The sequence below is a fragment of the Bradyrhizobium manausense genome, from assembly GCF_001440035.1.
Lineage (GTDB): Bacteria > Pseudomonadota > Alphaproteobacteria > Rhizobiales > Xanthobacteraceae > Bradyrhizobium > Bradyrhizobium manausense.
This window is the reverse complement of sequence record NZ_LJYG01000116.1, coordinates 1-23,616: the sequence shown is the minus strand read 5'-3', so window position 1 is coordinate 23,616 and position 23,616 is coordinate 1. Positions and strand designations below refer to the sequence as shown.

Annotated in this window: 21 protein-coding genes; 20 read left to right on the top strand and 1 reads right to left on the bottom strand. The window is 64.3% G+C overall.

Annotated features, from left to right (window positions below):
* The first annotated feature begins 2 nt into the window (after positions 1-2).
* The 6 genes from AOQ71_RS40320 to AOQ71_RS40305 all read left to right on the top strand — a co-directional run bounded on the left by AOQ71_RS40320 (position 3) and on the right by AOQ71_RS40305 (position 3,017).
* Entirely contained in the window at positions 3-743 is a 741-nt protein-coding gene (locus tag AOQ71_RS40320) for a TetR/AcrR family transcriptional regulator (RefSeq protein WP_057759182.1), read from the top strand.
* 121 nt (positions 744-864) lie between these two features.
* Positions 865-1,356: a DUF2852 domain-containing protein gene (locus AOQ71_RS40315; RefSeq protein WP_057759180.1), complete on the top strand. Its 492-nt coding sequence runs from the start codon at positions 865-867 to the stop codon at positions 1,354-1,356.
* Positions 1,357-1,508: 152 nt separating this feature from the next.
* On the top strand, positions 1,509-1,679 hold the full coding sequence (locus AOQ71_RS46540) for a hypothetical protein (protein ID WP_167354023.1): 171 nt from the start codon (positions 1,509-1,511) through the stop codon (positions 1,677-1,679).
* Between the two features lie 65 nt (positions 1,680-1,744).
* Positions 1,745-2,002 (top strand): hypothetical protein, encoded by a 258-nt coding sequence (locus AOQ71_RS40310; RefSeq protein ID WP_057759178.1) that lies wholly within the window; start codon positions 1,745-1,747, stop codon positions 2,000-2,002.
* Complete coding sequence (locus AOQ71_RS46535; protein ID WP_167354022.1) at positions 1,999-2,148, top strand: hypothetical protein; 150 nt, start codon at positions 1,999-2,001, stop codon at positions 2,146-2,148. The genes AOQ71_RS40310 and AOQ71_RS46535 overlap by 4 nt, the downstream gene beginning before the upstream one ends.
* A gap of 47 nt (positions 2,149-2,195) precedes the next feature.
* Positions 2,196-3,017 carry a serine acetyltransferase domain-containing protein gene (locus AOQ71_RS40305; RefSeq protein WP_057759865.1) on the top strand — a complete coding sequence of 274 codons (822 nt, stop codon included), beginning with the start codon at positions 2,196-2,198 and terminating at the stop codon, positions 3,015-3,017.
* Here AOQ71_RS40305 and ggt read toward each other — a convergent pair.
* On the bottom strand, positions 2,966-4,702 hold the full coding sequence (gene ggt, locus AOQ71_RS40300) for a gamma-glutamyltransferase (RefSeq protein ID WP_057759176.1): 1,737 nt from the start codon (positions 4,700-4,702) through the stop codon (positions 2,966-2,968). The genes AOQ71_RS40305 and ggt overlap by 52 nt on opposite strands.
* Positions 4,703-4,954: 252 nt before the next feature.
* Here ggt and AOQ71_RS40295 point away from each other — a divergent pair, with 252 nt between their 5' ends.
* From AOQ71_RS40295 to AOQ71_RS40230, 14 genes are all read left to right on the top strand, one after another.
* Positions 4,955-5,923 (top strand): AraC family transcriptional regulator, encoded by a 969-nt coding sequence (locus AOQ71_RS40295; protein WP_057759174.1) that lies wholly within the window; start codon positions 4,955-4,957, stop codon positions 5,921-5,923.
* 158 nt (positions 5,924-6,081) lie between these two features.
* Entirely contained in the window at positions 6,082-7,806 is a 1,725-nt protein-coding gene (locus AOQ71_RS40290; protein ID WP_083514851.1) for an outer membrane protein, read from the top strand.
* 437 nt (positions 7,807-8,243) lie between these two features.
* Complete coding sequence (tolQ, locus tag AOQ71_RS40285; protein ID WP_057759169.1) at positions 8,244-8,960, top strand: protein TolQ; 717 nt, start codon at positions 8,244-8,246, stop codon at positions 8,958-8,960.
* Positions 8,961-9,003: 43 nt separating this feature from the next.
* Positions 9,004-9,456: a protein TolR gene (gene tolR, locus AOQ71_RS40280; RefSeq protein ID WP_057759167.1), complete on the top strand. Its 453-nt coding sequence runs from the start codon at positions 9,004-9,006 to the stop codon at positions 9,454-9,456.
* A gap of 4 nt (positions 9,457-9,460) precedes the next feature.
* The gene (locus tag AOQ71_RS40275; protein WP_083514850.1) at positions 9,461-10,420 is read left to right on the top strand and encodes a protein TolA; all 960 of its coding nucleotides are present in this window, start codon (positions 9,461-9,463) and stop codon (positions 10,418-10,420) included.
* A 41-nt stretch (positions 10,421-10,461) separates the two neighbouring features.
* Positions 10,462-11,808, top strand: coding sequence for a Tol-Pal system beta propeller repeat protein TolB (gene tolB, locus AOQ71_RS40270; protein WP_057759857.1), 1,347 nt, complete (start codon positions 10,462-10,464; stop codon positions 11,806-11,808).
* A gap of 244 nt (positions 11,809-12,052) precedes the next feature.
* The gene (locus AOQ71_RS40265; RefSeq protein ID WP_057759164.1) at positions 12,053-14,380 is read left to right on the top strand and encodes a putative bifunctional diguanylate cyclase/phosphodiesterase; all 2,328 of its coding nucleotides are present in this window, start codon (positions 12,053-12,055) and stop codon (positions 14,378-14,380) included.
* A gap of 167 nt (positions 14,381-14,547) precedes the next feature.
* Positions 14,548-15,288, top strand: coding sequence for an N-acyl amino acid synthase FeeM domain-containing protein (locus AOQ71_RS40260; protein WP_057759162.1), 741 nt, complete (start codon positions 14,548-14,550; stop codon positions 15,286-15,288).
* A 264-nt stretch (positions 15,289-15,552) separates the two neighbouring features.
* Positions 15,553-16,041, top strand: coding sequence for a peptidoglycan-associated lipoprotein Pal (gene pal / locus AOQ71_RS40255; RefSeq protein WP_057759160.1), 489 nt, complete (start codon positions 15,553-15,555; stop codon positions 16,039-16,041).
* Positions 16,042-16,224: 183 nt separating this feature from the next.
* The gene (gene ybgF / locus AOQ71_RS40250; RefSeq protein WP_057759157.1) at positions 16,225-17,268 is read left to right on the top strand and encodes a tol-pal system protein YbgF; all 1,044 of its coding nucleotides are present in this window, start codon (positions 16,225-16,227) and stop codon (positions 17,266-17,268) included.
* 72 nt (positions 17,269-17,340) lie between these two features.
* Positions 17,341-18,510, top strand: a complete 1,170-nt coding sequence (gene tilS / locus AOQ71_RS40245) for a tRNA lysidine(34) synthetase TilS (RefSeq protein ID WP_057759156.1) — start codon at positions 17,341-17,343, stop codon at positions 18,508-18,510.
* 255 nt (positions 18,511-18,765) lie between these two features.
* On the top strand, positions 18,766-20,688 hold the full coding sequence (gene ftsH / locus AOQ71_RS40240; protein ID WP_057759153.1) for an ATP-dependent zinc metalloprotease FtsH: 1,923 nt from the start codon (positions 18,766-18,768) through the stop codon (positions 20,686-20,688).
* 10 nt (positions 20,689-20,698) lie between these two features.
* Complete coding sequence (locus AOQ71_RS40235) at positions 20,699-21,118, top strand: DUF3052 family protein (RefSeq protein ID WP_057759151.1); 420 nt, start codon at positions 20,699-20,701, stop codon at positions 21,116-21,118.
* 1,086 nt (positions 21,119-22,204) lie between these two features.
* Positions 22,205-23,536, top strand: a complete 1,332-nt coding sequence (locus tag AOQ71_RS40230; RefSeq protein ID WP_057742559.1) for an IS1182 family transposase — start codon at positions 22,205-22,207, stop codon at positions 23,534-23,536.
* Positions 23,537-23,616 lie beyond the last annotated feature (80 nt).

Genomic DNA, 23,616 nt, shown 5'->3' with positions numbered 1-23,616 from the left:
ACATGAGCTGGCGCAAGGAGCAGCGCCGCGCCGAGCGCGGCTATCACCACGGCAATCTGAAGGAAGCACTTCTGCAGGCCGCCCTCGGGCTGATCGCGGAAAAGGGGGCGGCCGGCTTCACCTTTGCCGATGCCGCGCGCATGGCCGGCGTCAGCGCGGCGGCGCCGTACCGGCATTTTCGCGACCGCGATGAGCTGCTGTCCTCGATTGCCCAGCGCGGTTTCGAGCAGTTCGAGCAGCGGCTGACCGAGGCCTGGGACGACGGGCGCCCCGACACCGTCACCGCGTTCGAGCGCGTCGGCCGGGCCTATCTCGCCTTCGCCCGCGAGGAGCCGGCCTTCTACAATGCGATGTTCGAATCCGGCCTTCCTGTCGATGCCAATCCGGCGCTGCAGGCCGCAAGCGAGCGTGCTTTTAACGTCATTCGCGCCGCCGCGGAGCGTCTCGCCGCGCTGGCCCCGCCAGGCACGCCGCGCCCGCCGGCGATGATGATGGCGCTGCACATCTGGTCGATGGCGCATGGCGTCGCCTCGCTGTTTTCCCGGGGTGACGCCGCGCGCCGAAAACTGCCGATGTCGCCGGACGAGCTGCTCGAGGCCGAGGTGCTGATTTACTTGCGTGGCCTCGGTTTCCCGACCGACCGCAGGCCGCAGGCGAAGAGCGCCGAGCCGCCGCCGGTGCCGCCGGAGGCTTCCTCCGGTTCGGGCGTGCCGCCTGGCGGTCCCTGGGGCAAGCCGAAATAAAGTTGCGCCAATAATCACGCGGGCGTGTCAGGCGGTCAGCTTGACAAAATCGCGGGATGGTCTAGCTATGTAAATGTTATTTACATTCACAACGGCGCTGATGCCGTGATGGAGAAGGGAAATGGCCTACACCGCTGATGTCAATCGCTGGCGCGGCCCCTCGGACCAATACCGATCGTATGAGCGGCCCCACATGCTCGATACGCCCTGGCATCCTGGTTGGATTGCCGTGACCATTCTCGGCTTCATCATCTGGTGGCCGATCGGACTCGCCCTTCTCTTTTTCACACTCGGGAGCAGAAGAATGTCGTGCTGGAGCAATCAGGATCGCTGGCAGAACAAGATGGAGCGGATGCAGTACAAGATGGACCGCATGCGCGACCGCATGGAGCGCCGTGGTTTCGGCTTCGGCTTCGGCCCGCCGTCCTCCGGCAACCGCGCCTTCGACGAGTACCGCTCCGAAACGCTGCGCCGTCTCGAGGAAGAGCAGGTCGAGTTCAAGAACTTCCTCGACCGTCTGCGCCACGCCAAGGACAAGGAAGAATTCGACCAGTTCATGGCCCAGCACAAGACGCGCCCGACCCCGCCGCCGACCGACCAGCCGCAGGGTTGATCAAACCTCTCAAAGCCTTCAGGCGCATGCCCCCAAAGTCCTGATGGCCCCGAGCCGCCCGCTTGCGCAACCGCGCAGGCGGGCGGTCTGGTTTTCACCTCTTCCCTCAAGCGGGGAGCGAACCGGCGCCCGGGTCGTCGACACCAAAGCCCATGGACCTCGCCCCTCGCCTGCTGCTTGGCGCGACCGCGCTGGCGGTGCCGGGCTATGTCACCTTCGTCTATGGCAGCTGCGCAGGCGATCCCGATTGCCATTTCCGCACCTGCGGCTACCGGTTTTGCGGCGTCGTCTATGACCATCCGCAAGACCATCAGGCGCCATAGAACCCGCTTGCCGCGAGGTACGACTAAGGCCTGACAGCGCATTCCGCGCGCCGACGGGTCCGACCATGACCAACGCAGAGCGCAAGCAGATCGACCGGCGCATCGCGCTGCTCGAGCGCGCCACGGCGCTGTTCGGGCGATTCGGCAGCTTGGTTCCCATGGCGGTCGCGCTTCTCAATAAATGGCCGACGCAGGTCGAGCTCTATCCGCACTGGCAGGTCGGCGAGTCCTGGAAGTTCTTCCTGAGCCTCTATCTCTATTGGTTCGCATGGCTCGCGCTCGACCGCGCCATCATGTTTGCGAAAGCGGGCCTCGACCCATGATCCTGCTGCGTGGTTTCGTGCTCTTCATCCTTCCTGTCGCCACCGCTGCGAGCGGCTGGCTCTACGCGATCGACCTGCGCAAACGGCGAAGTCCGGGCTGCGCGCCCGAGCGGGGCGCCATTCCTCCGGCGTCCCTGGCGCCTTGACCGGGACGACCTATATTCGTCGCCGCGGGCAAGACGCGGAGGCGACGATGACACCGGCTGCGATCATCACGAGCGAGAGCCTCTGGCGGGACATCCGCGGCGAGGCGCAGCGCGCGGCCGATGCCGATCCCGTGTTCGCCAGGGCCGTTGCCGGTGCCATACTCGCGCATGATGATTTTGCAGCTGCGCTGGCCGAGCTGATCGGGCATCGGCTTGGCCGCAGCAACGCCGAGCGCGCGCGCTTCACCGCCCTTTCGCGCAATGCCTTTCGCGACGAGCCGGACCTGATCGCAGCGGCCGTTTTCGACTTGCGCTCTATCGCGCTGCGCGATCCAGCCATCACCTCGTTGTTGCCGCCGCTGCTGCATTACAAGGGCTACGTCGCATTGCAGGCCTGGCGCGTCTCGAACTGGCTCTGGCGTCACGACCATCGCGATGCAGCGCTGCTGTTCCAGAACGAGGCCTCGAACGTCCTGCAGGTCAGCATCCACCCGTCCGCGACATTCGGATCGGGGGTGTACCTCGACCATGCCACCGGCATTGTCGTCGGCGCCAATGTCGTGATCGGCGACGAAGTCACCATTCTCCAGAACGTCAGCATCGGCCGCGACAGCGAGCTGCCGGCGCGCTCGCCGCGGATCGGCAGCGCTGTCTATATCGGCGCCGGCGCGAGCATCCTCGGTGACAGCAGCATCGGCGATTTCGCCAAGATCGGCGCCGGCGCAGTCGTGACATCGGATGTGCCAGGCGGCTGCACCGCGGTCGGCAATCCGGCGCGACTGACCAACTGCCCCGAGACTCTCCCGGCGGCTTTCCCTCAATACCCCGCCGCCAGCCCCGAATTGCGGCGCGGATCGTTGGCGCCGTAGTAGCGGTTGTTGCCGACCTGCTTGCCGTCCAGCGACGGCGCGCCGACGATGATGACCGCGAGATGGTTGGCCGGTTGCGGCGGCCCGAACTTGTGGCCCATGCCCTCCAGAATCTTGCGCGTGTCCGGAGACAGGGCGTAGGTCTCGACATTGGTCAGATCAGGCAGCCATTGCTGGTGGATGCGCGGCATGTCGACGGCCTCTTGCGCGTTCATGCCGTAGTCGATCGCGTTGATCATGGTCTGCAGGACAGCGGTGATGATACGGCTGCCGCCCGGCGTGCCCACCACCATGACGGTCTTGCCGTCCTTGGTGACGATGGTCGGGCTCATCGAGGACAGCGGCCGCTTGCCGGGAGCAATGGAATTGGCCTCGCCCTGCACCAGGCCATAAAGGTTCGGCACCCCGACCTTGGCGGTGAAGTCGTCCATTTCATCATTGAGCAGAACGCCGGTCTTGGCTGCTGTCACCTTGGCGCCGAACCAGTCGTTCAGTGTGTAGGTCACGGATACAGCGTTGCCGTCCTTGTCGGCGATGGAGTAATGCGTGGTGTTGCTGCCCTCATGCGGCGCCACGCCCGGCTTGATGTCCTTGGAGATTCCTGCCTTGTTCGGATCGATCACGGCGCGGATATCGGCGGCGTATTTCTTGTCCAGCAGGCGGTCGAGCGGATTCTTCACGAAGTCAGGATCGCCGAGATAGCTGTTGCGGTCGACGTAAGCGTGCCGCATCGCTTCGATCTGCACGTGCACGGCGGCTGCGGAGTGATAGCCCAGCTCCTTCAGCGGATAGCCTTCCAGGATATTCAGGATCTCGCAGATGATGACGCCGCCCGAGCTCGGCGGCGGCGCGGACACGACGTGATAGCCGCGATAGTCGCATTCGACGGGAGCGAGCTCGCGGGTCTTGTAGCCGTTGAGGTCATCCTGCGTGATGAGGCCTTTGCCGGCCTGGCTCGAGGCCACGATGGCGCTGCCGACCCAGCCTTTGTAGAAGCCGTCAGTGCCCTTGCTGCTGATCTCGCGCAGGGTCTTGGCGAGCTCTGATTGCACCAGCTTCTCGCCGACCCGGAACGGCTGACCGTTGTTGAGGAAAATCGCGGCGGAGGCGGGATCGTCCTGGAAGTCCTTGGTGGCGGTGAGCAGCAGGTCGATGTCGCCCTGCTCCAGCGCGAAACCCTGTTCGGCGAGCTGGATCGCGGGAGCCAGCAATTCGGCACGCTTCATGGTGCCGTATTTTTCGCGCGCATATTCCATGCCCGAGACGGATCCGGGGACGCCAACGGCGAGGTGCCCCTTGGTCGAGATGCCCTTGATGACGTTGCCATCCTTGTCGAGATACATGTTGGCCGTCGCACCCTTGGGCGCGGTCTCGCGGAAATCGAGGAAGGTCTTGCGGCCGTCGGCGAGCTGGATCGTCATGAAGCCGCCGCCGCCGAGATTGCCGGCTGCCGGATAGACAACGGCCAGCGCATAGCCGACCGCCACGGCGGCATCGACGGCATTGCCGCCGCGCTTCAGCACCTCGACGCCCACCTCCGTCGCCAGATGTTGCGCGGAGACGACCATGCCGTTCTCCGCGGCCACCGGCGCCACCGATGCCGCGCGCGCGGGGATGAATGTGACGAGGCTGACCGATAGGATGGCGGCGGTGATCCACCGCAGGCTTGTTCCCGCATGTTGCACGGCTTGCTCCCTGGCGAGGCCGGCTGCTCCGGCCCTTGTTGGTTGATGCGAGCGCAGCCTATCAGGCGGATTCGGTCGGGCAAATCGCGCATTCAGCTCGGGGGTATCAGCCACGAGTCCCAATGCTCCCCGCTTGCCGCTTCGACAATGACGAGAGCGAAGTGCGACAAATTGGCTCACAACCTTAACGGGCTGAACCGCCAGTAGCCGAGGGGCGACGAAGAGCTTTGACTTTCGCGAACGCCCTCCTGAATGTCTCAGTCGGACTATCTATCCCTCTCTACGGCCCTGCTGCCCGAGCGCGACCGCCTGGCGATCTGGCGCGAGGTCTATGGTCGTCTGCTGTTCAATGTCGACATAAATCCGATCGAGGGCGCGCCCTTCGAGGCCAGAACGGAGTTGCGACGTCTGCGGGCGGTAGGATTATCGTCTGGCTGGCGCACGCCCGCGCATTTTCGCATTACGCGGCCCTTGCTTGCGACCGCGTCCGATAACATCGTCCTCGCTGTGGTCACGCGAGGTCGCGCCGAAGCCTCCCAGCTCGGACGGGACCTGGAGGTGTCGCAAGGCGGCGCAGTGCTGATGACGACCTGCGACGTCGGCCGCCACACGCTGCTCGATCGCGGCCGCCATCTCACTGTTCAACTTCCGCGGCAGGCGCTTGCGCCCTTCCTGCCCGATATCGAGGACCGATTGATGCGGCCGATCCATCCGCGCTCGTCCGCGCTCAAGCTGCTGCGCGGCTATGTGCTCGGCGCGATGGCCATGGGCGAACCAGCCGGTGCGGAGATGCAGCTGATGGCCGCACAGCATCTGCGCGACCTCGTCGCCTTGATCTGTGGGGTCCCGGAAGATGAGGTCGCCGCACAGGGCGACGGCCCGCGGGTGGCGCGCCTGGAGGCTGCCAGGCAGGCCATCAAAGCGCGCCTGGGGGATGGCGATCTGTCGGCCGAAAGCGTCGGAGCGCTCCAGCAAGTCTCGGCGGACTATATCCGGAAACTGTTTCGCGAAGCCGGCACCTCCTTCCATGACTACGTGCTCGAATTGCGGCTTGCACAGGCGCATGCAGGCCTCGCCGATCCGCTCAGATCACATGAGAGCATCGCCCGTGTCGCACTGGCCTCTGGCTTCGCGGACATCTCCTACTTCAATCGCTGTTTCCGGCGGCGCTACGGCCTGACCCCCTCTGAACTTCGCAAGGCGCGGTTGTCGGGCGAGTAGACCGGGCTGTGTCGCGTGCGCAACACACCGGGAAATAGCAGCGGGAGTCGCGTCAAGTCCCACGAGGCAGTCCCGTCTGCTCCAAGTCGTGCCGGTCGCCTTCATGTACAGCTTCAATGCGGCATTCGCCTCATTGAGACGCGCCGGAATGGAATGCGATGACAACACTTAAGTGCCTTTTGTCTGTAGCCGCCGGGGTGCTGGTGGCTTCTGCGGCCACTGCCGCGGATTTGCCGCTCAAGGCACCCGCGTTCAAGGCGCCAGCCGCAATCGAAGCCTGGGGCGGCTTCTACGTCGGTGCCGGAGTAGGATTCCGTGCCAGCGAGTCCAGCGTCAACGTCAATTCGGCGACCGACACGACCGCACCCGCGGTGCTCCGGAACATGTTCGTCGCAGCTGATTGTTTCGCCGGCCTGCCTTGCGTGACCGGGCGTTCTTTCAACGGCACCGCGTTCCGCATCAGTCCATATCTCGGTTACAACTGGCAGATCGGCAAAACGGTTTTCGGTCTCGAAGCCGATGCGGCCTATGCCGATCAAACCACGACGATCTTCGGCGCCGCCTATCCGGCAACGCCGTTCAACGGCGGCGCGTCGACCTCCAATTCGTTTGCGCTCAAGACGACATGGGATGCAAGCATCCGTGGCCGCGCTGGCTATCTCGTCGATCCCGCCGTGCTGCTGTACGGAACGGCGGGCCCCTCCTGGATCCATGTCGAGACCACGTCGAATTGCAGCACGCTGCAGAGCGCCGACGGCCGCTGCGCGCCGGGCTTTGCCTTCTCGCTTGCTCCCGCCAGCCTCACGAATAGCAAGACCCAGCTCGGCTACACGGTCGGTGGCGGCATCGAAGCGATGCTATGGCCGAACTGGATCGCCCGGGCCGAGTATCGCTTCGCCGATTACGGTCATTTCTCCAGCACGGACGTCCGGACTGCCGCCACGGGCATACAGACGGTCAATTACGACACGGCGATCAAAACCCACACCGCAACGTTCGGCCTGGCCTACAAATTTGGCGAGCCCAATGCGCCGGGCGTGAAGGCGCTCGCGGCCTATGCGGCGGCGCCTCAGGCCACATCGTGGAATGGGGCCTATCTTGGTGTCGGCGCGGGCATTCGCGCCAACCAGGTCAGCTCGAGCACCGATACGTCCACTTTTTCGGGGTTCAACGTGCTGGCCGGTTGCGGCGATTGCTTCATGGGCGATCGTTTCGATACGAGCTCGGCCCGCATCAGCCCCTATCTCGGCTACAATTGGCAGGTCAATCCGAAATGGCTGCTCGGCGTCGAGGGTGATTTTGGCTGGGCCGATCGCCAGGCTTCGGTGTTTGGCCGGAATCTTCCCGGCGGCATCGGCGGTTTCTTCGGCGGAAGCGGCGGAATGAATGACAGCTTCAGCATCCGCACCAAATGGGATGCGAGCATTCGCGCGCGAGCCGGCTACATCGTCAACCCCGCTTTCCTGGCTTATCTCACCGGCGGCCCGGCCTGGATGAGCATGGAGCAGACGTCGAACTGCGATACGGCCCTGAAGCCACTGTTCACGGCGCCAGGCTTCGTTTCTGCGGAGTTCGGCGGCTGCACCGCGGGACTTTTTTCACCCGCCGTGATCAAGCAATCCGCGGTTCGCACCGGCTTCACGGTTGGCGGCGGTGGCGAGATGAAGCTGACCGAGAACTGGATCCTGCGCGGCGAGTACCGCTATGCGGATTTCGGGACGGCTCGCTTCACGCAGAGCCGCACTTGCAACGGCAGCGCAACCATCAGTGACCCCGCGTTCGGAACGGCGACGGTCTTTTGCTCCGGAACCTCGTCCACCACCAACTCCGTGCGTCTGCAGAGTCACATGGCGACCTTCGGTATCGCCTACAGGTTCAACTGACCGCGTCCCGCAAATTGACGTCCCTGTCGGGTCTGCGCTCGCGACCAGGGCGGCCGGCACCATGGAACTATCCGGCCCCCGAATTCAGTGCAGCAGCGTCGCCTGACTGGCGACAGAGCCCTGCGGTCGCTTCATCCCCCTGTGCTGCCACCCTTTTCCGCGGCCAAAATCGCCCCCGGTAACCCCGCATTAACCATCGCCGGGCTCTGGTAACGACGGACAATCGCGCCCGGAGCTGTCGTCGAGGCCCATAGTTTTGACATCTTGACAGGGAATGCAGGCGGCGGCTTTGGACGAGCCCTGCATCCCAGAAAGACAAGGCTTTGAGCGGGCTTGCCGGCCGCGCCGGTGTCTAGCGCGGCTGTTGGGAATCCGCCGCCATAGGCGGGGACACAGGTAACGATTGCCAAAACGGTCACCTTGAGAGGATATTTCTGATGAATCCGGCCGAAATGGCTCAGTCCGCCCTTCCGGTTGCCGCCTCCGCCGACGTGTCGCTGATTGCGCTGTTCTGGCAGGCTCACTGGATCGTGAAATGCGTCATGCTCGGCCTGTTGTCCTGCTCGGTCTGGGTTTGGGCCATCGCGATCGACAAGATCTTCCTCTACGCCCGCACCCGCCGCTCGATGGACCGGTTTGAGCAGGCCTTCTGGTCCGGCGAGTCGATCGAGGAGCTCTATCGGACGCTCTCGGCCAAGCCGACCCATTCGATGGCGGCGTGTTTCGTTGCCGCGATGCGCGAATGGAAGCGCTCGTTCGAGAGCCATGCCCGCTCGGTCGCAGGGCTCCAGATGCGCATCGACAAGGTCATGAACGTCTCGATCGCCCGTGAGGTCGAGCGGCTGGAACGCCGCCTGCTGGTGCTTGCGACCGTGGGCTCCGCCGGCCCCTTCGTCGGCCTGTTCGGCACGGTCTGGGGCATCATGTCGAGCTTCCAGTCGATCGCGGCGTCGAAAAATACCTCTCTGGCGGTGGTGGCGCCCGGTATCGCGGAGGCGCTGTTTGCGACCGCAGTCGGCCTGATTGCCGCAATTCCTGCCACTATTTTCTACAATAAGTTCACTTCCGAGGTGAACCGGCAGGCCCAGCGGCTCGAGGGCTTCGCTGATGAATTTTCAGCCATCCTGTCCCGCCAGATCGACGAGCGGGGCTGACGGACGGCATGTATAGTGTGAAGGCGAGATTGGGCACCAAGCCATGGGCATGAACGTTGCCAGTTCGTCCGGAGGCGGCGGGCGCCGCAGCCGGCGCAAGCCGGTCATGGCCGAGATCAACGTCACGCCGATGGTCGACGTGATGCTGGTGCTGCTCATCATCTTCATGGTGTCGGCGCCGCTGCTCACGGTCGGCGTGCCGCTCGACCTCCCGCAGACCCAGGCCAAGAGCCTCGACCAGAGCGACCAGAAGCCGATCCAGATGTCGGTCGACATCAAGGGCAAGGTGTTCATCAACGACCAGGAGATCGCGATCAACGAGCTGGTGCCGAAGCTGAAGGCGATCACGGATGCGCGCGGCGGCCTCGAGGAACGCATCTATCTGCGCGCCGACAAGAAGGCGGACTACGGCACCGTGGCCAAGGTGATGGGCCTGCTGTCAGGCGCGGGCTTCAAGAAGCTGGCGCTCGTCACCGAAGCGGATCAGGGGTCCTGAAGCAGTGAAGGTGAAGGTCGACAAGACACTCGTTGCGTCGATTGTACTCCACGTCCTCGTGCTGGGATGGGGCCTGCTCACCTTTAGCAGCAAAGCTTACATCGCGCCCGAGGAGTCGCTGCCGGTCGACATCATCTCCAGCGACCAGCTCGCGCAGATGATGTCGGGGCAGAAAACCGGCGACAAGAAAGAGCCGAAACCCAAGGTCGAGAAGATCGCCGAGGCCAAGCCCGAGGAAGATTCCGTCGGCAAGGTCACCGAGAAGAAAGAGCTGATCAAGACCAACTCACAGCCGGAGCCGCCGCCGAAGCCCGTCGAAAAGCCGGTCGAGAAGAAGCCCGATCCGCCGAAGCCGGTCGCAGAGACGAAACCGAAGGAAGAGCCGAAGCCGCAGGAAAAGAAGCCTGATCCGGCCAAGGAAGATCCGATCGCGGAGCTGCAGAAGAAGCTGGACACCAAGAAGCCGCCGCCGAAGCCGGTGGAGCAGAAGGTCGCCGCGGTGCAGCCGCAGCAGCAGCCGAAGCCCAAGGAGCGCACCTTCGATCCCGCGCAGATTGCCCGCGACCTAGACAAGCGTGCCGCGACCCGGCATGAGCTGGCCGGCTCGGCACTGAATGCGTCGGCGTCACTGGGCTCGACATCAGGAACAGCCGCAAACAACGTCGCGACCTGGCAAGGCGCATTCCAGGGCGCGGTCAAGCGCTGCTTCACGCCCACCTATAACGGGCAGGACGCCAACCTGTACGAAGCCGACATCGACATTCCCATGAAGGTCGACGGATCGCTGGCGTCCGAGCCCGTGATCGTCGCGGTGCGCGGGCCGTCGCGATCGATCGCGCAGGCCGTGGCAGAGAGCGCCAAGCGCGCCATCGTGCAGTGTCAGGTCTATTCGTTCCTGCCAAAGCAGCAATACGACAGCTGGAAGCTCATTCCGATGACTTTCGGCCTGAAAGACATGTTGTGACATCCGAACAAAAGAATTTTGCGATGATTGACGTTCGATCGATGAACCGCCGCCGCTTCATGACTCTGACCGGGTCGACGCTCGCGCTGCTCGGGGGTGGTCAGGCCTTCGCCCAGCAGCAAGGCCGTCTCCGCATCGATCCCACCGAGTTTCGTCCGATCCCGATCGCGATCACCAATTTCGTGCCGGGCTCACCGGCCGACGGCGAGGTCAGCAATGGCGTCACCCAGGTCATCACCAACAATCTGAAGCGCTCGGGCTTGTTTGCCCCGATCGACCAGGCCGCCTTCATCGAGCGCATCAGCAACATCGACGTCGCCCCGCAATTCCAGAACTGGAAGACGCTCAACGCGCAGGCCCTCGTTACCGGCCGCATGACGCGGCAGCAGGACGGCCGCCTCAAGGCCGAATTCCGCCTGTGGGATGTGGTGACCGGCCAGCAGCTCGCCGGCCAGCAATATTTCACCTCGCCGGAATATTGGCGCCGCATCGCCCACATCATCTCCGATCAGATCTACGAGCAGATGACCGGCGAGAAGGGCTATTTCGACAGCCGCGTGGTGTTCGTCGACGAGACCGGGCCGAAGGAGCGCCGCGTCAAGCGGCTCGCCATGATGGACCAGGACGGCGCCAATGTGCGCTACCTCACCCGTGGCGCCGACCTCGTGCTGACGCCGCGCTTCTCGCCGAACTCGCAAGAGATCACCTATATGGAGTTCGGGCAGGGGGATCCGAAGGTCTATCTGTTCAACATCGAGACCGGCCAGCGCGAGATCGTCGGCAACTTCCCCGGCATGACCTTTGCGCCGCGCTTCTCGCCGGACGGCCAGCGCGTCATCATGAGCCTGCAGCAGGGCGGCAATTCCAACCTGTTCGTGATGGATCTGCGTTCGCGCTCGACCACGCGCCTCACCGACACGCCGGCGATCGACACGTCTCCGTCCTACTCGCCTGATGGCACCCGCATCTGCTTCGAGTCCGATCGCGGCGGCAGGTCGCAGATCTATGTGATGGCCGCGGGCGGCGGTCAGGCGCAGCGCATCTCCTTCTCGAAGGATGACAACAACGCCACCTATTCGACCCCGGTGTGGTCGCCGCGCGGCGACTACATCGCCTTCACCCGGCAGGGCGGCGGGCAGTTCTCGATCGGCGTCATGAAGCCTGATGGCAGTGGCGAGCGGCTGCTGACATCAGGCTTCCACAACGAAGGCCCGACCTTCTCGCCGAACGGACGCGTGGTGATGTTCTTCCGCGATCCCGGCGGCAATGCCGGACCGTCGCTGTTCTCCGTCGACATCTCCGGTCGCTTTGAACAAAAGGTGCCGACGCCGGGCTTCGCCTCCGATCCGGCATGGTCGCCGCTGCTGTCCGCGACCGCGGGCCAATAGCTCGATCGCGCGTTTCGCAACGCGCGATATCTTCAAAAAAAGCGCGAACGCTTCGGCTTTTTGCGTGCGCGGCAAGCTTTCCTTCACCTTGGGCCCGGCAAGGCTTGCCTAGTTGCTTGATTTCTCAACAGAAACAGTTTCGCTATTGCCGAAAAACAACCCGACTTTAACGATGTTCCCTCAGAAAGACTTCATCTGCTGTGAGTAAAACTACGCGCCAGACAGGACGCGCGTACAAACCAAAATGCAATTCGCAGACCAGAGCGGCGGGATTGATCACAAACCTACGAAGCGTTCGGCGGCGCTGATCGATTCGTTGTTCGAGGCTCCCGGCACGGTGCTGACCGGCATTGTCTTCTCGGCGTTCTCGGCATCCTTGACCGCGCTCAAGACCGGCATGGTCCTGATCTGGGCATTTGTCCCGCTTCTCATCCTGGCGGGCGCCATTCGCGCTTACGATCTGCACCGCTATCACGCCACCAAGTTGACCATGACCGCCGAGCAGGCGGCACGCTGGCAGAAGCGTTATCAGATCGGAGCCTTGATTCAGGCCATCGTCATTGGCCTGTGGTGCTTCACGACCCTGTTGAGCAATGACGACGCTATTGCCCATATGATCGCGCTCTCCGTCACCACCGGTATCGTGGCAGGCGGAGCGGGCAGGGCCTATGGACGGCAGTCGATCTTCCGTCTCCAGGCCAGCTTCATCTTCGTGCCGCCGGTTGCCGCCCTGGCTCTGCGCGGCACGCCTTACTACGTGGCGATGTCGGTCGTTTCGGCGGCTTTCCTTTTCGCGGTCTTGCAGCTTTCGGCCAATCTCCATCGGATCTTCCTGCGCGCGGTCGTGGCGCGCGAGCGCGAGGCCGCGCTGGCCGGCCAGTTCGACACCGCCCTCAACAACATGCCGCACGGGCTCTGCATGTTCCGCAGCGACGGCCAGCTCGCCGTGATGAATCATCGCTTCGGCGCGATGATGAACCTGCCCGACAATCTGCCGCAAAGCGGCACCAGCGCCCGTGATGTCGTCGCCGCGTGCGTCCAGGCGGGATCGATCTACGCGGCGAGCGGTGATTTGATCCTTGCCGATATCGAGACCTTGCAGGCCAGGGAAACCGTGACCACCGACCCCGATGCGGAGCGGAATCGTTCGCTGTCGTGGACGGTCCAGCCGATGGCCGACGGCGGAGCGGTGGTGCTGCTCGAGGATATCACCGAACGGCGCAATGCCGAGGCCAGGATCAGCCATCTGGCGCGGTATGACGAACTCACCGCGTTGCCCAACCGCGTCAGTTTCCGCGACGAGATCGAGCGGCTGCTCGCCGCCGCGCGTCATTCCGAGCGTCTCTCGGCGCTGCTGTTCATCGACCTCGACCAGTTCAAGCAGGTCAACGACACGCTCGGCCATCCCTGTGGCGACCAGCTGCTCTGTGCGGTTGCCAACCGCCTGCGCGAGATGCTGCGGCCGGAGGATTTCGTCGCCCGCTTCGGCGGCGACGAGTTTGTCGTGTTCCAGCAGAATATCAGCGTCCCGGAGGATGCCGCGAGCCTTGCCCGCCGTATCGTCGAGCGCCTGAGCGAGCGCTACCGCATCGACAATCATCTGGTCGAGATCGGCGCCAGCATCGGCATCGCGCTGACCTCGGCTGAGGGCGCCAGCGCCGATACCCTGCTCAAGAACGCGGACATGGCGCTCTACCGCGCCAAGGCCGACGGTCGCGGCACCTTCTGCTTCTTCCGCGACGAGATGGCGGCAACCGCCGAGGCGCGACGCATTCTCGAGCTCGACCTGCGCAAGGCGCTCGCCAACGAGGAATTCGAGCTGTTCTACCAGCCGCTGGTGAATCTGAAGTCCGGCAAGATCTCCACTTGCGAGGCGCTGCTGCGCTGGAATCATCCGGTGCGCGGCACGGTTTCGCCGGTCGACATCATCCCGGTTGCCGAGGACATGGGCCTGATCGTCGATCTCGGTCGCTGGATCCTGCGCCGGGCCTGCATGGAATGCATCAAGTGGCCGGAGGGCGTCAGCGTCGCCGTCAACTTCTCGCCGCAGCAATTCCACCAGCGCGACGTCTTGAGCGAGATTCGCTACGCGCTCGAAGTGTCGGGCCTGCCGGCGCACCGGCTCGAGATCGAGATCACCGAATCGTCGCTGCTGCGCAACACGCAGCTCACGCACGACATCCTCTCGCAGCTGCATGCGCTCGGCGTGCGCATCTCGCTGGACGATTTCGGCACCGGCTATTCGAGCCTCAGCTATCTGCACAACTTCCCGATGCAGAAGGTCAAGATCGACCGTTCCTTCCTGGAAGGGATCGACGCCCACCGCCCGCTGACGCTGCTCCGCGGTGTGGCACGGCTGTCCGCCGACCTCGGCATGGCCGTGGTTGTCGAGGGCATCGAGACCAACGAGCAGCTTGCGCTGATCAGCGCCGACGGCACCGTGTCCGAAGGGCAGGGCTACCTGTTCAGCCGTCCCGTTCCAGCCGTCCGTATCAGGCAATTGCTCAATGCGTCGCATGGCAAGCGCGTGCAGGAGCAGCTGATCGTCGTCTCCTCACGATCGCTCGCGTAAGCTCAAGCGTCCCAGCGGTCGCTATTTCCCCGATATTTCCAAGTATTTCCCGAGGGGGTTGCGGGCTGCAACCCTTAACCCTAACGGCTCTAACCCTTTGCAATTGTGTTAATGAACCTTTAATCTTTGATAACTCGCAGAAGTTGCTTGCAGCGTAGAGGTTATCAATGAAGTCCGCGGCCGAACCGCAGAAGCCGCTTCGCCCGCGCGGAGCGGCGCTCTTCGAGCGCACCGACTACCGCCTCATCGAGACGCCCGAGGATCGCGATCGCCTGCACCAGATGCGTTATCGCGCCTATCTGCAGGCCGGACTGATCCCGCCGTCGGAATCACAGCGCGTGACCGACCGTTTCGACGACGCGCCGAATGTCTGGAATTTCGGCGTCTATGTCGACGACGAACTGTGCAGCTCCGTCCGCATCCACGTTCTGACCTCCGAGTGGCGGATGTCCTACACGACCGAGGTGTTCGGCGACGTGCTGCATCCCCGCCTCGATCGCGGCGAGGTTTTTATCGATCCGTGTCGATTTGTTGCTGATTCCGGAATGCAGCAACGTTTCCCGGAGCTGCCTTATCTCACGGTCCGCCTGCCGTTCATCGCTTGCGAGCATTTCAATGCCGATGTGGGGCTTTCGATGGTGCGCGTCGATCATCAGGCGTTCTATCGGAGCGTGTTCCTGTCCGAGACTTTGACCGAGCCGCGCGCGTTTCCGGGCTGGCCGACCAAGAAGGCGGTGCTGATGGCATCGGACTACCCCAAGGTCCGGGAAAAGATCCTGACGCGCTTTCCCATCATGCGCTCGAGCGCGTTCGAGCGGCGCATGCTGTTCGAGCGCAAGAGCCAGCCCCAGGCCGTGGCCCGGCCGGTGCTCGTTCAAGCGCCGCTCAGTCCCGCTGGCCTGGTCTGACCGGCGCTGGTTCCGACCCTATGACGCCTCGCGCAGCCCGCCGGAGCCCGTAAAGGCCCGGAATTCGGCGATTTGTCTGTCAACGCGGCTTGCTTTCACCCTCGCGCCACATTTACAACCCATTAACCACAATGGGTGCTTTTCGCTGGTTGGGGGCATTTGACCGGCTGAGGCAAGGTTCCGATAAGGTTGACGGAACGTTCGCTTAACCAACCCCCTGTAGACCGGACAGCAGTGGACGAACGTGAGCGTGGAGGCTCCGGAATGAAATATCCTATGCGTATCCTCCAGGGATTGAAGCTGGCCGCGGTGGTTGCCATCGCGCTGTCGATGGGTGCGTGCGCCAAAACCAACGCAGGTCTGGACGCCAATGCGAGCGCGGCGACCCCAGGCAGCCAGCAGGATTTCGTGGTGAACGTGGGCGACCGCGTGTTCTTCGAGAGCGACCAGACCGATCTGACCCCGCAGGCGATCGTGACCCTGGAAAAGCAGGCGCAGTGGCTGCAGACCTATCCGCGCTACTCCTTCACCATCGAAGGTCACGCCGACGAGCGCGGCACCCGCGAATACAACATCGCGCTCGGCGCCCGCCGTGCCCAGTCGGTGCGCTCCTTCCTCGCCTCGCGCGGCATCGATCCGAATCGCATGCGCACGATCTCCTACGGCAAGGAGCGCCCCGTGGCCGTGTGTAACGACATCTCCTGCTGGTCGCAGAACCGCCGTGCTGTGACCGTGCTGAACGCGAGCTCCTGACGCCGGTCAGCCGCTGTTCATCTGTGCAAACCGAATATGCCGGCGCCCTCACGGGCGCCGGTTTCGTTTCAGCCAACTGTGACCGAAACGGCGTGGTGCAAGTCACATTTTTGGCGTAGTGCGTTTGAATGTGTCGCGCCTCGCGCGTTCCGTCGCAGATTTTGTTTTCGTCGTCAGGGCAAAATGTCATCCAGATCCAAGGGAATTACCGGCATCGTGGCATTGGCCGCGCTGCTCTCTTTGTCCGCGCCCGTATTCGCGCAGACCGACGATGATCCCGAGATGCGGATCGAGCGGCTGGAGAACCAGCTGCGCCAGCTCACCGGCCAGAACGAAGAGCTGCAATATCGCAACCGCCAGCTCGAGGATCGCATCCGGCAGCTCGAGGGCGGCGCGCAAGGTGCTGCGCCCGGGCAGGCACCGGCGCAGCCCAATGTCGCGGGCGTTCCGCCCGCGCAGGTCACCCCTGCCTATCGTCAGCCGCCGCAGCAACAGGCGGTGCAGCAGCCGAACTACCAGCAACCGAATTACCAGCAGCCCCAGATTGCGGCACCTGCGCCGATCGTTCAGGAGCAGCCGGGCCCAGGTGCTGGCTCAAGTGCTCCCGGCACGCGCCGCCGCGGCGATGCATTCGACCCGAGCCAGAGCCCGAATGCGCCCGGTGCGCCGCGTGCGCTCGGCGGCGGCCAGCAGCCGATGCCGGCAGGTGCGCCGCTCGATCTCTCCAACAATGGCGGGCAATACCCGCAAGCAGCAGCTCCCGCGCAGCCCGCCTATCCGCCGGCCCGGCAGGGCTATCCGGCGCAGACCGGTGGTCCGGCGCTCGCGACCCTGCCGCCTTCGGCGACGCCCCGCGACGAGTTCGACCTCGGCATCGGCTACATGCAGCGCAAGGATTACGCGCTCGCCGAGCAGACCATGAAGAATTTTGCCGCGAAATACCCTTCAGACCCGCTGCTCGGGGACGCGCAATACTGGCTCGGCGAAAGCTATTTCCAGCGCCAGCAATATCGCGATTCCGCCGAGGCCTTCCTCGCCGTCACCACCAAATACGACAAGTCGGCCAAGGCGCCGGATGCGCTGTTGCGGCTCGGCCAGTCGCTCGCCGCGCTGAAGGAGAAGGAAGCCGCCTGCGCCGCCTTCGGCGAGGTCGGCCGCAAATATCCGCGTGCCTCCGCCGGCGTGAAGGCCGCCGTCGACCGCGAGCAGAAGCGGGTGAAGTGCTGACGCGCGTCGTTTGCGCGCTGACAACGCGGCCGCGATTGCGCTAAACCGGTCTGGCGATTGCCGGGCCGCGTCATGTCAGACCACGACAATTCTCCGATCTCCGCGCGCGCGGCGAGGCAGCTCTTCGCCGAGCTGAAAGCCGCGCCGGCGCTGGTGCTCGCGGTCTCGGGCGGACCCGATTCGGTCGCGCTGATGTGGCTGGCGGCGCGCTGGCGGCGCAGCCTCGCCCGCGGCCCCGAGCTTACCGTCGTCACCGTCGATCATGGCCTGCGCAAGGAGGCGGCGCGCGAAGCGCGCGAGGTCAAGCGGCTCGCCACGGAACTTGGCCTTGCACACCGCACCCTGCGCTGGCGCGGCGCCAAGCCGAAGGCAGGATTGCCCGCCGCCGCGCGCGAGGCCCGCTATCGCCTGCTGGCGCAGGCCGCACGCGCTGCTGGAGCCAGCCACGTGCTGACCGCGCACACCCGCGACGACCAGGCCGAGACGGTGCTGATGCGCCTCTGCCGCGGCAGCGGCATCGCCGGATTGTCGGCGATGGCGCGCCTCACCGCGCGCGACGGCCTCGTGCTGGCGCGCCCGCTGCTCGATGTTCCGAAATCGCAACTGATCGCAACCCTGAAGCGGGCCGGGATCGGCTTCGCTGAAGATCCCACCAACGGCGACATGGCCTTCACGCGCCCCCGGTTGCGCGCGCTGCTGCCGCAGCTTGCCGCCGAGGGTGGTGATGCCAGGACCTTGGTGCGGCTGTCGGCGCGGCTCGCCCGCGCCAACGCCGCGGTCGAGGTGCTGACCGATGGTGCCGAGCGCTTCCTCGCCTTGCGGGATCGCGGCCGACAGAAGCAGCCGGGCGTTCGCAATTTTGAGGCCAAAACCTCCTTTGAGGCAGAGGCCTTCGCCGCCCTGCCGGAGGAAGTCCGGCTGCGGCTCTTGTTGCGAGCCATCGACGCGCTCGGGCACGAAGGGCCGGCGGAACTCGGCAAGGTAGAGACCCTGCTGGCCGCGCTCGATCAGGCGATGGGCGCGGGGCGGCATGCACCCGCAAATGGCCGTGCCATCTTGAAGCAGGATCTTTTCAAGCAGACCCTTCTCAAACAGACCCTTTTCAAGCAGACCCTTGCGGGAGCCTTGATCAGCCTTGCCGGGGGGCGTATCCACATCGCGCCTGCGCCGGCCCGGCGGTCCAGGAATGGGTCCAAGAGCGGGTCCAAGAGCGGGTCCAAGAGTGGGCCTGCGGGCAGATGAGGGCGGATCATGACACCGGTCATTTGCCTGGTCTGCCGTCAGGACACCTTAACCAGGCAGGAAAAACCCCGGCCTTGATGCCATTATTTCAGCGGGAATCGCCCTAAGATGGGATAAATAGTCCCATCTCGTTCCCTTGGCAGCGACCGGGGCGGCACCTAAATTGTATACGTCTAACGATGAGGATTCCTTGGGGATTTCCTCTGATTGCCCCAAGGATCAGGCCGCGATCCGCGCGACCACGAAGGAAGATCGATGAACGCCAATCTGCGCAATTTCGCCCTCTGGGTCATCATTGTTTTGCTGCTGTTGGCGTTGTTCACGCTCTTCCAGAATCCGGGTCAGCGCACGTCCTCGCAGGACATCGCCTTCTCGCAGCTGTTGAGCGACGTCGACCAGGGCCATGTCCGCGACGTCGTGATCCAGGGGCCGGACATCCACGGCACCTTCACCAACGGCTCGAGCTTCCAGACCTATGCGCCGAACGATCCGACGCTGGTGAAGCGCCTCTATGACAGCAAGGTGCAGATCACCGCGAAGCCGCCGGGCGACAACGTGCCGTGGTTCGTCTCGCTGCTGGTCTCCTGGCTGCCCTTCATCGCGCTGATCGGCGTCTGGATCTTCCTGTCGCGGCAGATGCAGGGCGGTGCCGGCAAGGCGATGGGCTTCGGCAAGTCGCGTGCGAAGATGCTGACCGAAGCGCATGGCCGCGTCACCTTCGAGGACGTCGCCGGCGTCGACGAAGCCAAGCAGGACCTGCAGGAGATCGTGGAGTTCTTGCGCGACCCCGGCAAATTCCAGCGCCTCGGCGGCCGCATTCCGCGCGGCGTGCTGCTGGTCGGCCCTCCCGGCACCGGCAAGACGCTGATCGCGCGCGCGGTCGCGGGCGAAGCCAACGTGCCGTTCTTCACCATTTCGGGTTCGGACTTCGTCGAGATGTTCGTCGGCGTCGGCGCCTCGCGTGTCCGCGACATGTTCGAGCAGGCCAAGAAGAACGCGCCCTGCATCATCTTCATCGACGAAATCGATGCGGTCGGTCGTCACCGCGGCGCCGGTCTCGGCGGCGGCAATGACGAGCGCGAGCAGACGCTGAACCAGCTGCTGGTCGAGATGGACGGCTTCGAGGCGAACGAGGGCGTGATCCTGATCGCGGCCACCAACCGCCCTGACGTGCTCGATCCCGCGCTGCTGCGTCCGGGCCGCTTCGACCGCCAGGTCGTGGTGCCCAATCCCGACGTCGTCGGCCGCGAGCAGATCCTCAAAGTCCATGTTCGTAAAGTCCCGCTGGCGCCCGATATCAACCTCAAGACCATCGCGCGCGGCACGCCCGGTTTCTCCGGCGCCGACCTGATGAATCTTGTGAACGAAGCCGCACTCACCGCTGCGCGCCGCAACAAGCGCATGGTGACCCAGGCCGAGTTCGAGGAAGCCAAGGACAAGGTGATGATGGGCGCCGAGCGCAAGTCGCTCGTCATGACCGAGGAAGAGAAGCTCTTGACGGCCTATCACGAGGGCGGCCACGCCATCGTTGGCCTCAACGTGCCCGCCACCGATCCGATCCACAAGGCGACCATCATTCCGCGCGGCCGTGCGCTCGGCATGGTCATGCAGCTGCCCGAGCGCGACAAGCTGTCGATGTCACTGGAGCAGATGACCTCGCGCCTCGCCATCATGATGGGTGGCCGTGTCGCCGAAGAGCTGATCTTCGGCCGCGACAAGGTGACCTCGGGTGCGGCCTCCGACATCGAGCAGGCCACGCGCCTTGCCCGGATGATGGTGACGCGCTGGGGCCTGTCGGAAGAGCTCGGCACCGTCTCCTATGGCGAGAACCAGGACGAGGTGTTCCTGGGCATGTCGGTCTCGCGCACGCAGAATGCGTCCGAAGCGACCGTGCAGAAGATCGACTCCGAGATCCGCCGCCTGGTCGAGGAAGGCTACAAGGAAGCGACCCGCATCCTCACCGAGAAGCGCGCCGACCTCGAAGCGCTGGCCAAGGGCCTGCTCGAGTTCGAAACGCTCTCTGGCGACGAGATCGTCGACCTGCTCAAGGGCAAGAAGCCGAACCGCGAGTCCGTGCTGGAGCCGGCCACGCCGCGCGCCTCCGCCGTGCCCCCGGCCGGCAAGTCGCGCCCGCGTCCCGATCCGGATCCCGGCCTGGAGCCGCAGCCGCAGGCGTAACGCTTCGGCCATGGCCGGATATTCCGGCAAACCGTTAGTGCAAAAGCTCGGCATCAAGCCGGGCTTTTGCATTTTTGTGGACGGCCTTGGCGCCCCCTATCGCAACGTCGTCGGCGATCTCCCTGATGGCGTGAGCATCGCCAACACGGCCAAGCCACCGCTCGACATGGTGCATCTCTTCGCGGCCGAGGCCAAAGGCCTCGCCGCCAAGCTGCGCAACTACCGCAAGGCGATCGCGCCCGACGGCATGATCTGGGCGTCCTGGCCGAAGAAAGCGTCGGGCGTTGCGACCGACGTCACCGAAGCCCTGGTGCGCGAGACCGCGCTCGCGAACGGCCTCGTCGATATCAAGATCTGCGCGGTCGACGATGTCTGGTCCGGCCTCAAGCTCGTGATCCCCGTGAAGGATCGCGCGAAAAAGGCGAAGTAGCATCAGCGCCGGTGGCGAATGGACCCTCCAGCCACACGCTCCGTCATTGCGAGCGCAGCGAAGCAATCCAGGAATGCATCCGTGGAAAGACTCTGGATTGCTTCGCTACGCTCGCAACGACCTTGCGCCCGCAACAAAGGCAGTCTCGTAGGGTGGGCAAAGGCGCCCTTGCGCCGTGCCCACCACCTCTTGCCAATCGCGACAGGTGGTGGGCACGCTTGCGTTTTGCCCCCTACAATATCTGCGCTCGCAATGACGAGCTCGTGGCACGCGCGTTGCCGCACACTCGCTGTCGTACTGGATTCCCCGCTTTCGCGGGGAATGACACCGAGGATGAGCGCGGGCGTGCTATCCCGCACGCTCCGTCATTGCGAGCGCAGCGAAGCAATCCAGGAATGCATCCGCGGAAAGACTCTGGATTGCTTCGCTGCGCTCGCAATGACGGTGTCGATGCAGTGCGCCAGCAACAAAGGCAGTCCCGTAGGGTGGGCAAAGGCGCCCTTGCGCCGTGCCCACCACCTCTTGCCAATCGCGACAGGTGGTGGGCACGCTTGCGCTTTGCTCACCCTACGATATCTGCGCGCGCAATGACGGTGTCGATGCAGTGCGCCAGCAACAAAGGCAGTCTCGTAGGGTGGGCAAAGGCGCCCTTGCGCCGTGCCCACCACCTCTTGCCAATCGCGACAGGTGGTGGGCACGCTTGCGCTTTGCCCACCCTACGATATCTGCGCGCGCAATGACGGTGTCGATGCAGTGCGCCCGCAACAAAGGCAGTCTCGTAGGGTGGGCAAAGGCGCCCTTGCGCCGTGCCCACCACCTCTTGCCAATCGCGACAGGTGGTGGGCACGCTTGCGCTTGCCCCCTACAATATCTGCGCTCGCAATGACGGTGTCGATGCAGTGCGCCAGCAACAAAGGCAGCCTCGTAGGGTGGGCAAAGGCGCCCTTGCGCCGTGCCCACCACCTCTTGCCAATCGCGACAGGTGGTGGGCACGCTTGCGCTTTGCCCACCCTACGAGACTGTGAATCTTTTGTACCGCGTGTCGGGCGAATGTGATTCTCTAGGCAGACTGATCTGCTGGAGAGGATGATGGCTGACGAGGGACTTTTTGGCGAATTGCCGGATCAGTCGGCGCCACGAACCGAAGCGGTGCCGCGGGGTGCACCTCGGCTGCGCGAGCCCGTGCGCAATCAGGTCGAATTGCGGGCGGTCGATATCGACAGCCTGATCGGGCAGGATCATCTGGCCCGGGTGATCTGGGCTTATGTCGAGGGGCTCGACCTGAGCGAGCTGGAAGATCGGGTTAAGGCACGGGAAAACAGGCCGGGCCATCCGGCGCCATCACCCCGGCTGCTGCTGGCGCTTTGGCTGTACGCCACGAGCGATGGCGTTGGCAGCGCGCGGGCGTTGGATCGGCTCTGCGACAGTCACGACGTCTACCGCTGGCTCTGCGGCGGCGTGTCTTTGAACTATCACACACTGTCGGATTTCCGGGTCGGCTGCGCGGACCTGCTGGACCGTTTGCTGGTCGAACATCTGGTGGCTCTGAATGAGGCAGGGCTGATTGATCTGGAGAAGCTGACCCAGGACGGGGTGCGGATACGGGCGAATGCGGGGGCCGGCTCGTTCCGGCGGGAGGCAACGCTCGGCCGGCAGATGGCCCAAGCGAAGGCTGTGGTGGAAGAGCTCAAGCGCGAGGTCGATGCGGATCCGGAAGCCAGCAGCCGGCGTATCAGGGCGGCCAGAGAGCGCGCGGCACGCGAACGCAGTGAGCGGGTGCAGGCTGCGCAGAGGGCTTTGGACGAGATCAAGCGGAAGCGCAAGCAACTCGACGAAAAAGGCGGCAATGGCAAAAAGCCGAAGGAGCCCCGGGCCTCCACCACCGACCCGCAGGCAAGGGTGATGAAGATGGCAGATGCCGGCTTCCGCCCCGCCTACAATGTGCAGGTGGCCAGCGCGGCCGGCGAACTGATCGTGGTCACGGTCGACATCGACAACAACGGATCAGATCGCGGCTTGATGCGGCCGATGCTGGAGCGAACGCGCACTCGGCTGAAGCGCTTGCCGCGTCGCTACCTCGCCGATGGCGGGTTCTGCAGCGGCGAGGACATCGAATGGGCGCACGGTGAAGGCGTCGAGGTCTACTGTCCTCCGCCCAACTCCAGGAGCGGTGTCGATCCCTTTTTACCTCGGAGCAGCGACGGTCCTGGCGTCGCGGCCTGGCGGGCCCGCATGGCCAGCGAAGCCGGCAAGGCACAGTACAAAGCCCGCACGATCTGCGAATGCATCCATGCCCGGTGGCGGAACTGGGACCTCAGGCAATTGACCGTGCGCGGCATCGAGAAGGTCCGTGCCGTCGTGCTCTGGTACGCCCTCACCAACAACATCCTGCAAGGACACCAACTGGCAAAAGCATAGACAGCACAGCCATCCCCCGGCGGTTCGACATCGACGGCCCCCGACATCAGCGCGGGCGCTACCCACTCTTTAATATCGAA

Excerpts from the sequence above, each read along its gene's own strand:
- AOQ71_RS40265 (WP_057759164.1), top strand. The coding sequence starts at position 12,053 with ATGCAATTCGCAGACCAGAGCGGCGGGATTGATCACAAACCTACGAAG.
- AOQ71_RS40305 (WP_057759865.1), top strand. The coding sequence starts at position 2,196 with ATGACACCGGCTGCGATCATCACGAGCGAGAGCCTCTGGCGGGACATC.
- ftsH (WP_057759153.1), top strand. The coding sequence starts at position 18,766 with ATGAACGCCAATCTGCGCAATTTCGCCCTCTGGGTCATCATTGTTTTG.
- ybgF (WP_057759157.1), top strand. The coding sequence starts at position 16,225 with ATGTCATCCAGATCCAAGGGAATTACCGGCATCGTGGCATTGGCCGCG.
- pal (WP_057759160.1), top strand. The coding sequence starts at position 15,553 with ATGAAATATCCTATGCGTATCCTCCAGGGATTGAAGCTGGCCGCGGTG.
- tilS (WP_057759156.1), top strand. The coding sequence starts at position 17,341 with ATGTCAGACCACGACAATTCTCCGATCTCCGCGCGCGCGGCGAGGCAG.
- AOQ71_RS40310 (WP_057759178.1), top strand. The coding sequence starts at position 1,745 with ATGACCAACGCAGAGCGCAAGCAGATCGACCGGCGCATCGCGCTGCTC.
- tolQ (WP_057759169.1), top strand. The coding sequence starts at position 8,244 with ATGAATCCGGCCGAAATGGCTCAGTCCGCCCTTCCGGTTGCCGCCTCC.
- AOQ71_RS40230 (WP_057742559.1), top strand. The coding sequence starts at position 22,205 with ATGATGGCTGACGAGGGACTTTTTGGCGAATTGCCGGATCAGTCGGCG.
- AOQ71_RS40235 (WP_057759151.1), top strand. The coding sequence starts at position 20,699 with ATGGCCGGATATTCCGGCAAACCGTTAGTGCAAAAGCTCGGCATCAAG.
- AOQ71_RS40315 (WP_057759180.1), top strand. The coding sequence starts at position 865 with ATGGCCTACACCGCTGATGTCAATCGCTGGCGCGGCCCCTCGGACCAA.
- AOQ71_RS46535 (WP_167354022.1), top strand. The coding sequence starts at position 1,999 with ATGATCCTGCTGCGTGGTTTCGTGCTCTTCATCCTTCCTGTCGCCACC.
- AOQ71_RS40295 (WP_057759174.1), top strand. The coding sequence starts at position 4,955 with ATGTCTCAGTCGGACTATCTATCCCTCTCTACGGCCCTGCTGCCCGAG.
- tolR (WP_057759167.1), top strand. The coding sequence starts at position 9,004 with ATGGGCATGAACGTTGCCAGTTCGTCCGGAGGCGGCGGGCGCCGCAGC.
- AOQ71_RS40260 (WP_057759162.1), top strand. The coding sequence starts at position 14,548 with ATGAAGTCCGCGGCCGAACCGCAGAAGCCGCTTCGCCCGCGCGGAGCG.
- tolB (WP_057759857.1), top strand. The coding sequence starts at position 10,462 with ATGAACCGCCGCCGCTTCATGACTCTGACCGGGTCGACGCTCGCGCTG.
- AOQ71_RS40320 (WP_057759182.1), top strand. The coding sequence starts at position 3 with ATGAGCTGGCGCAAGGAGCAGCGCCGCGCCGAGCGCGGCTATCACCAC.
- AOQ71_RS40290 (WP_083514851.1), top strand. The coding sequence starts at position 6,082 with ATGACAACACTTAAGTGCCTTTTGTCTGTAGCCGCCGGGGTGCTGGTG.
- AOQ71_RS46540 (WP_167354023.1), top strand. The coding sequence starts at position 1,509 with ATGGACCTCGCCCCTCGCCTGCTGCTTGGCGCGACCGCGCTGGCGGTG.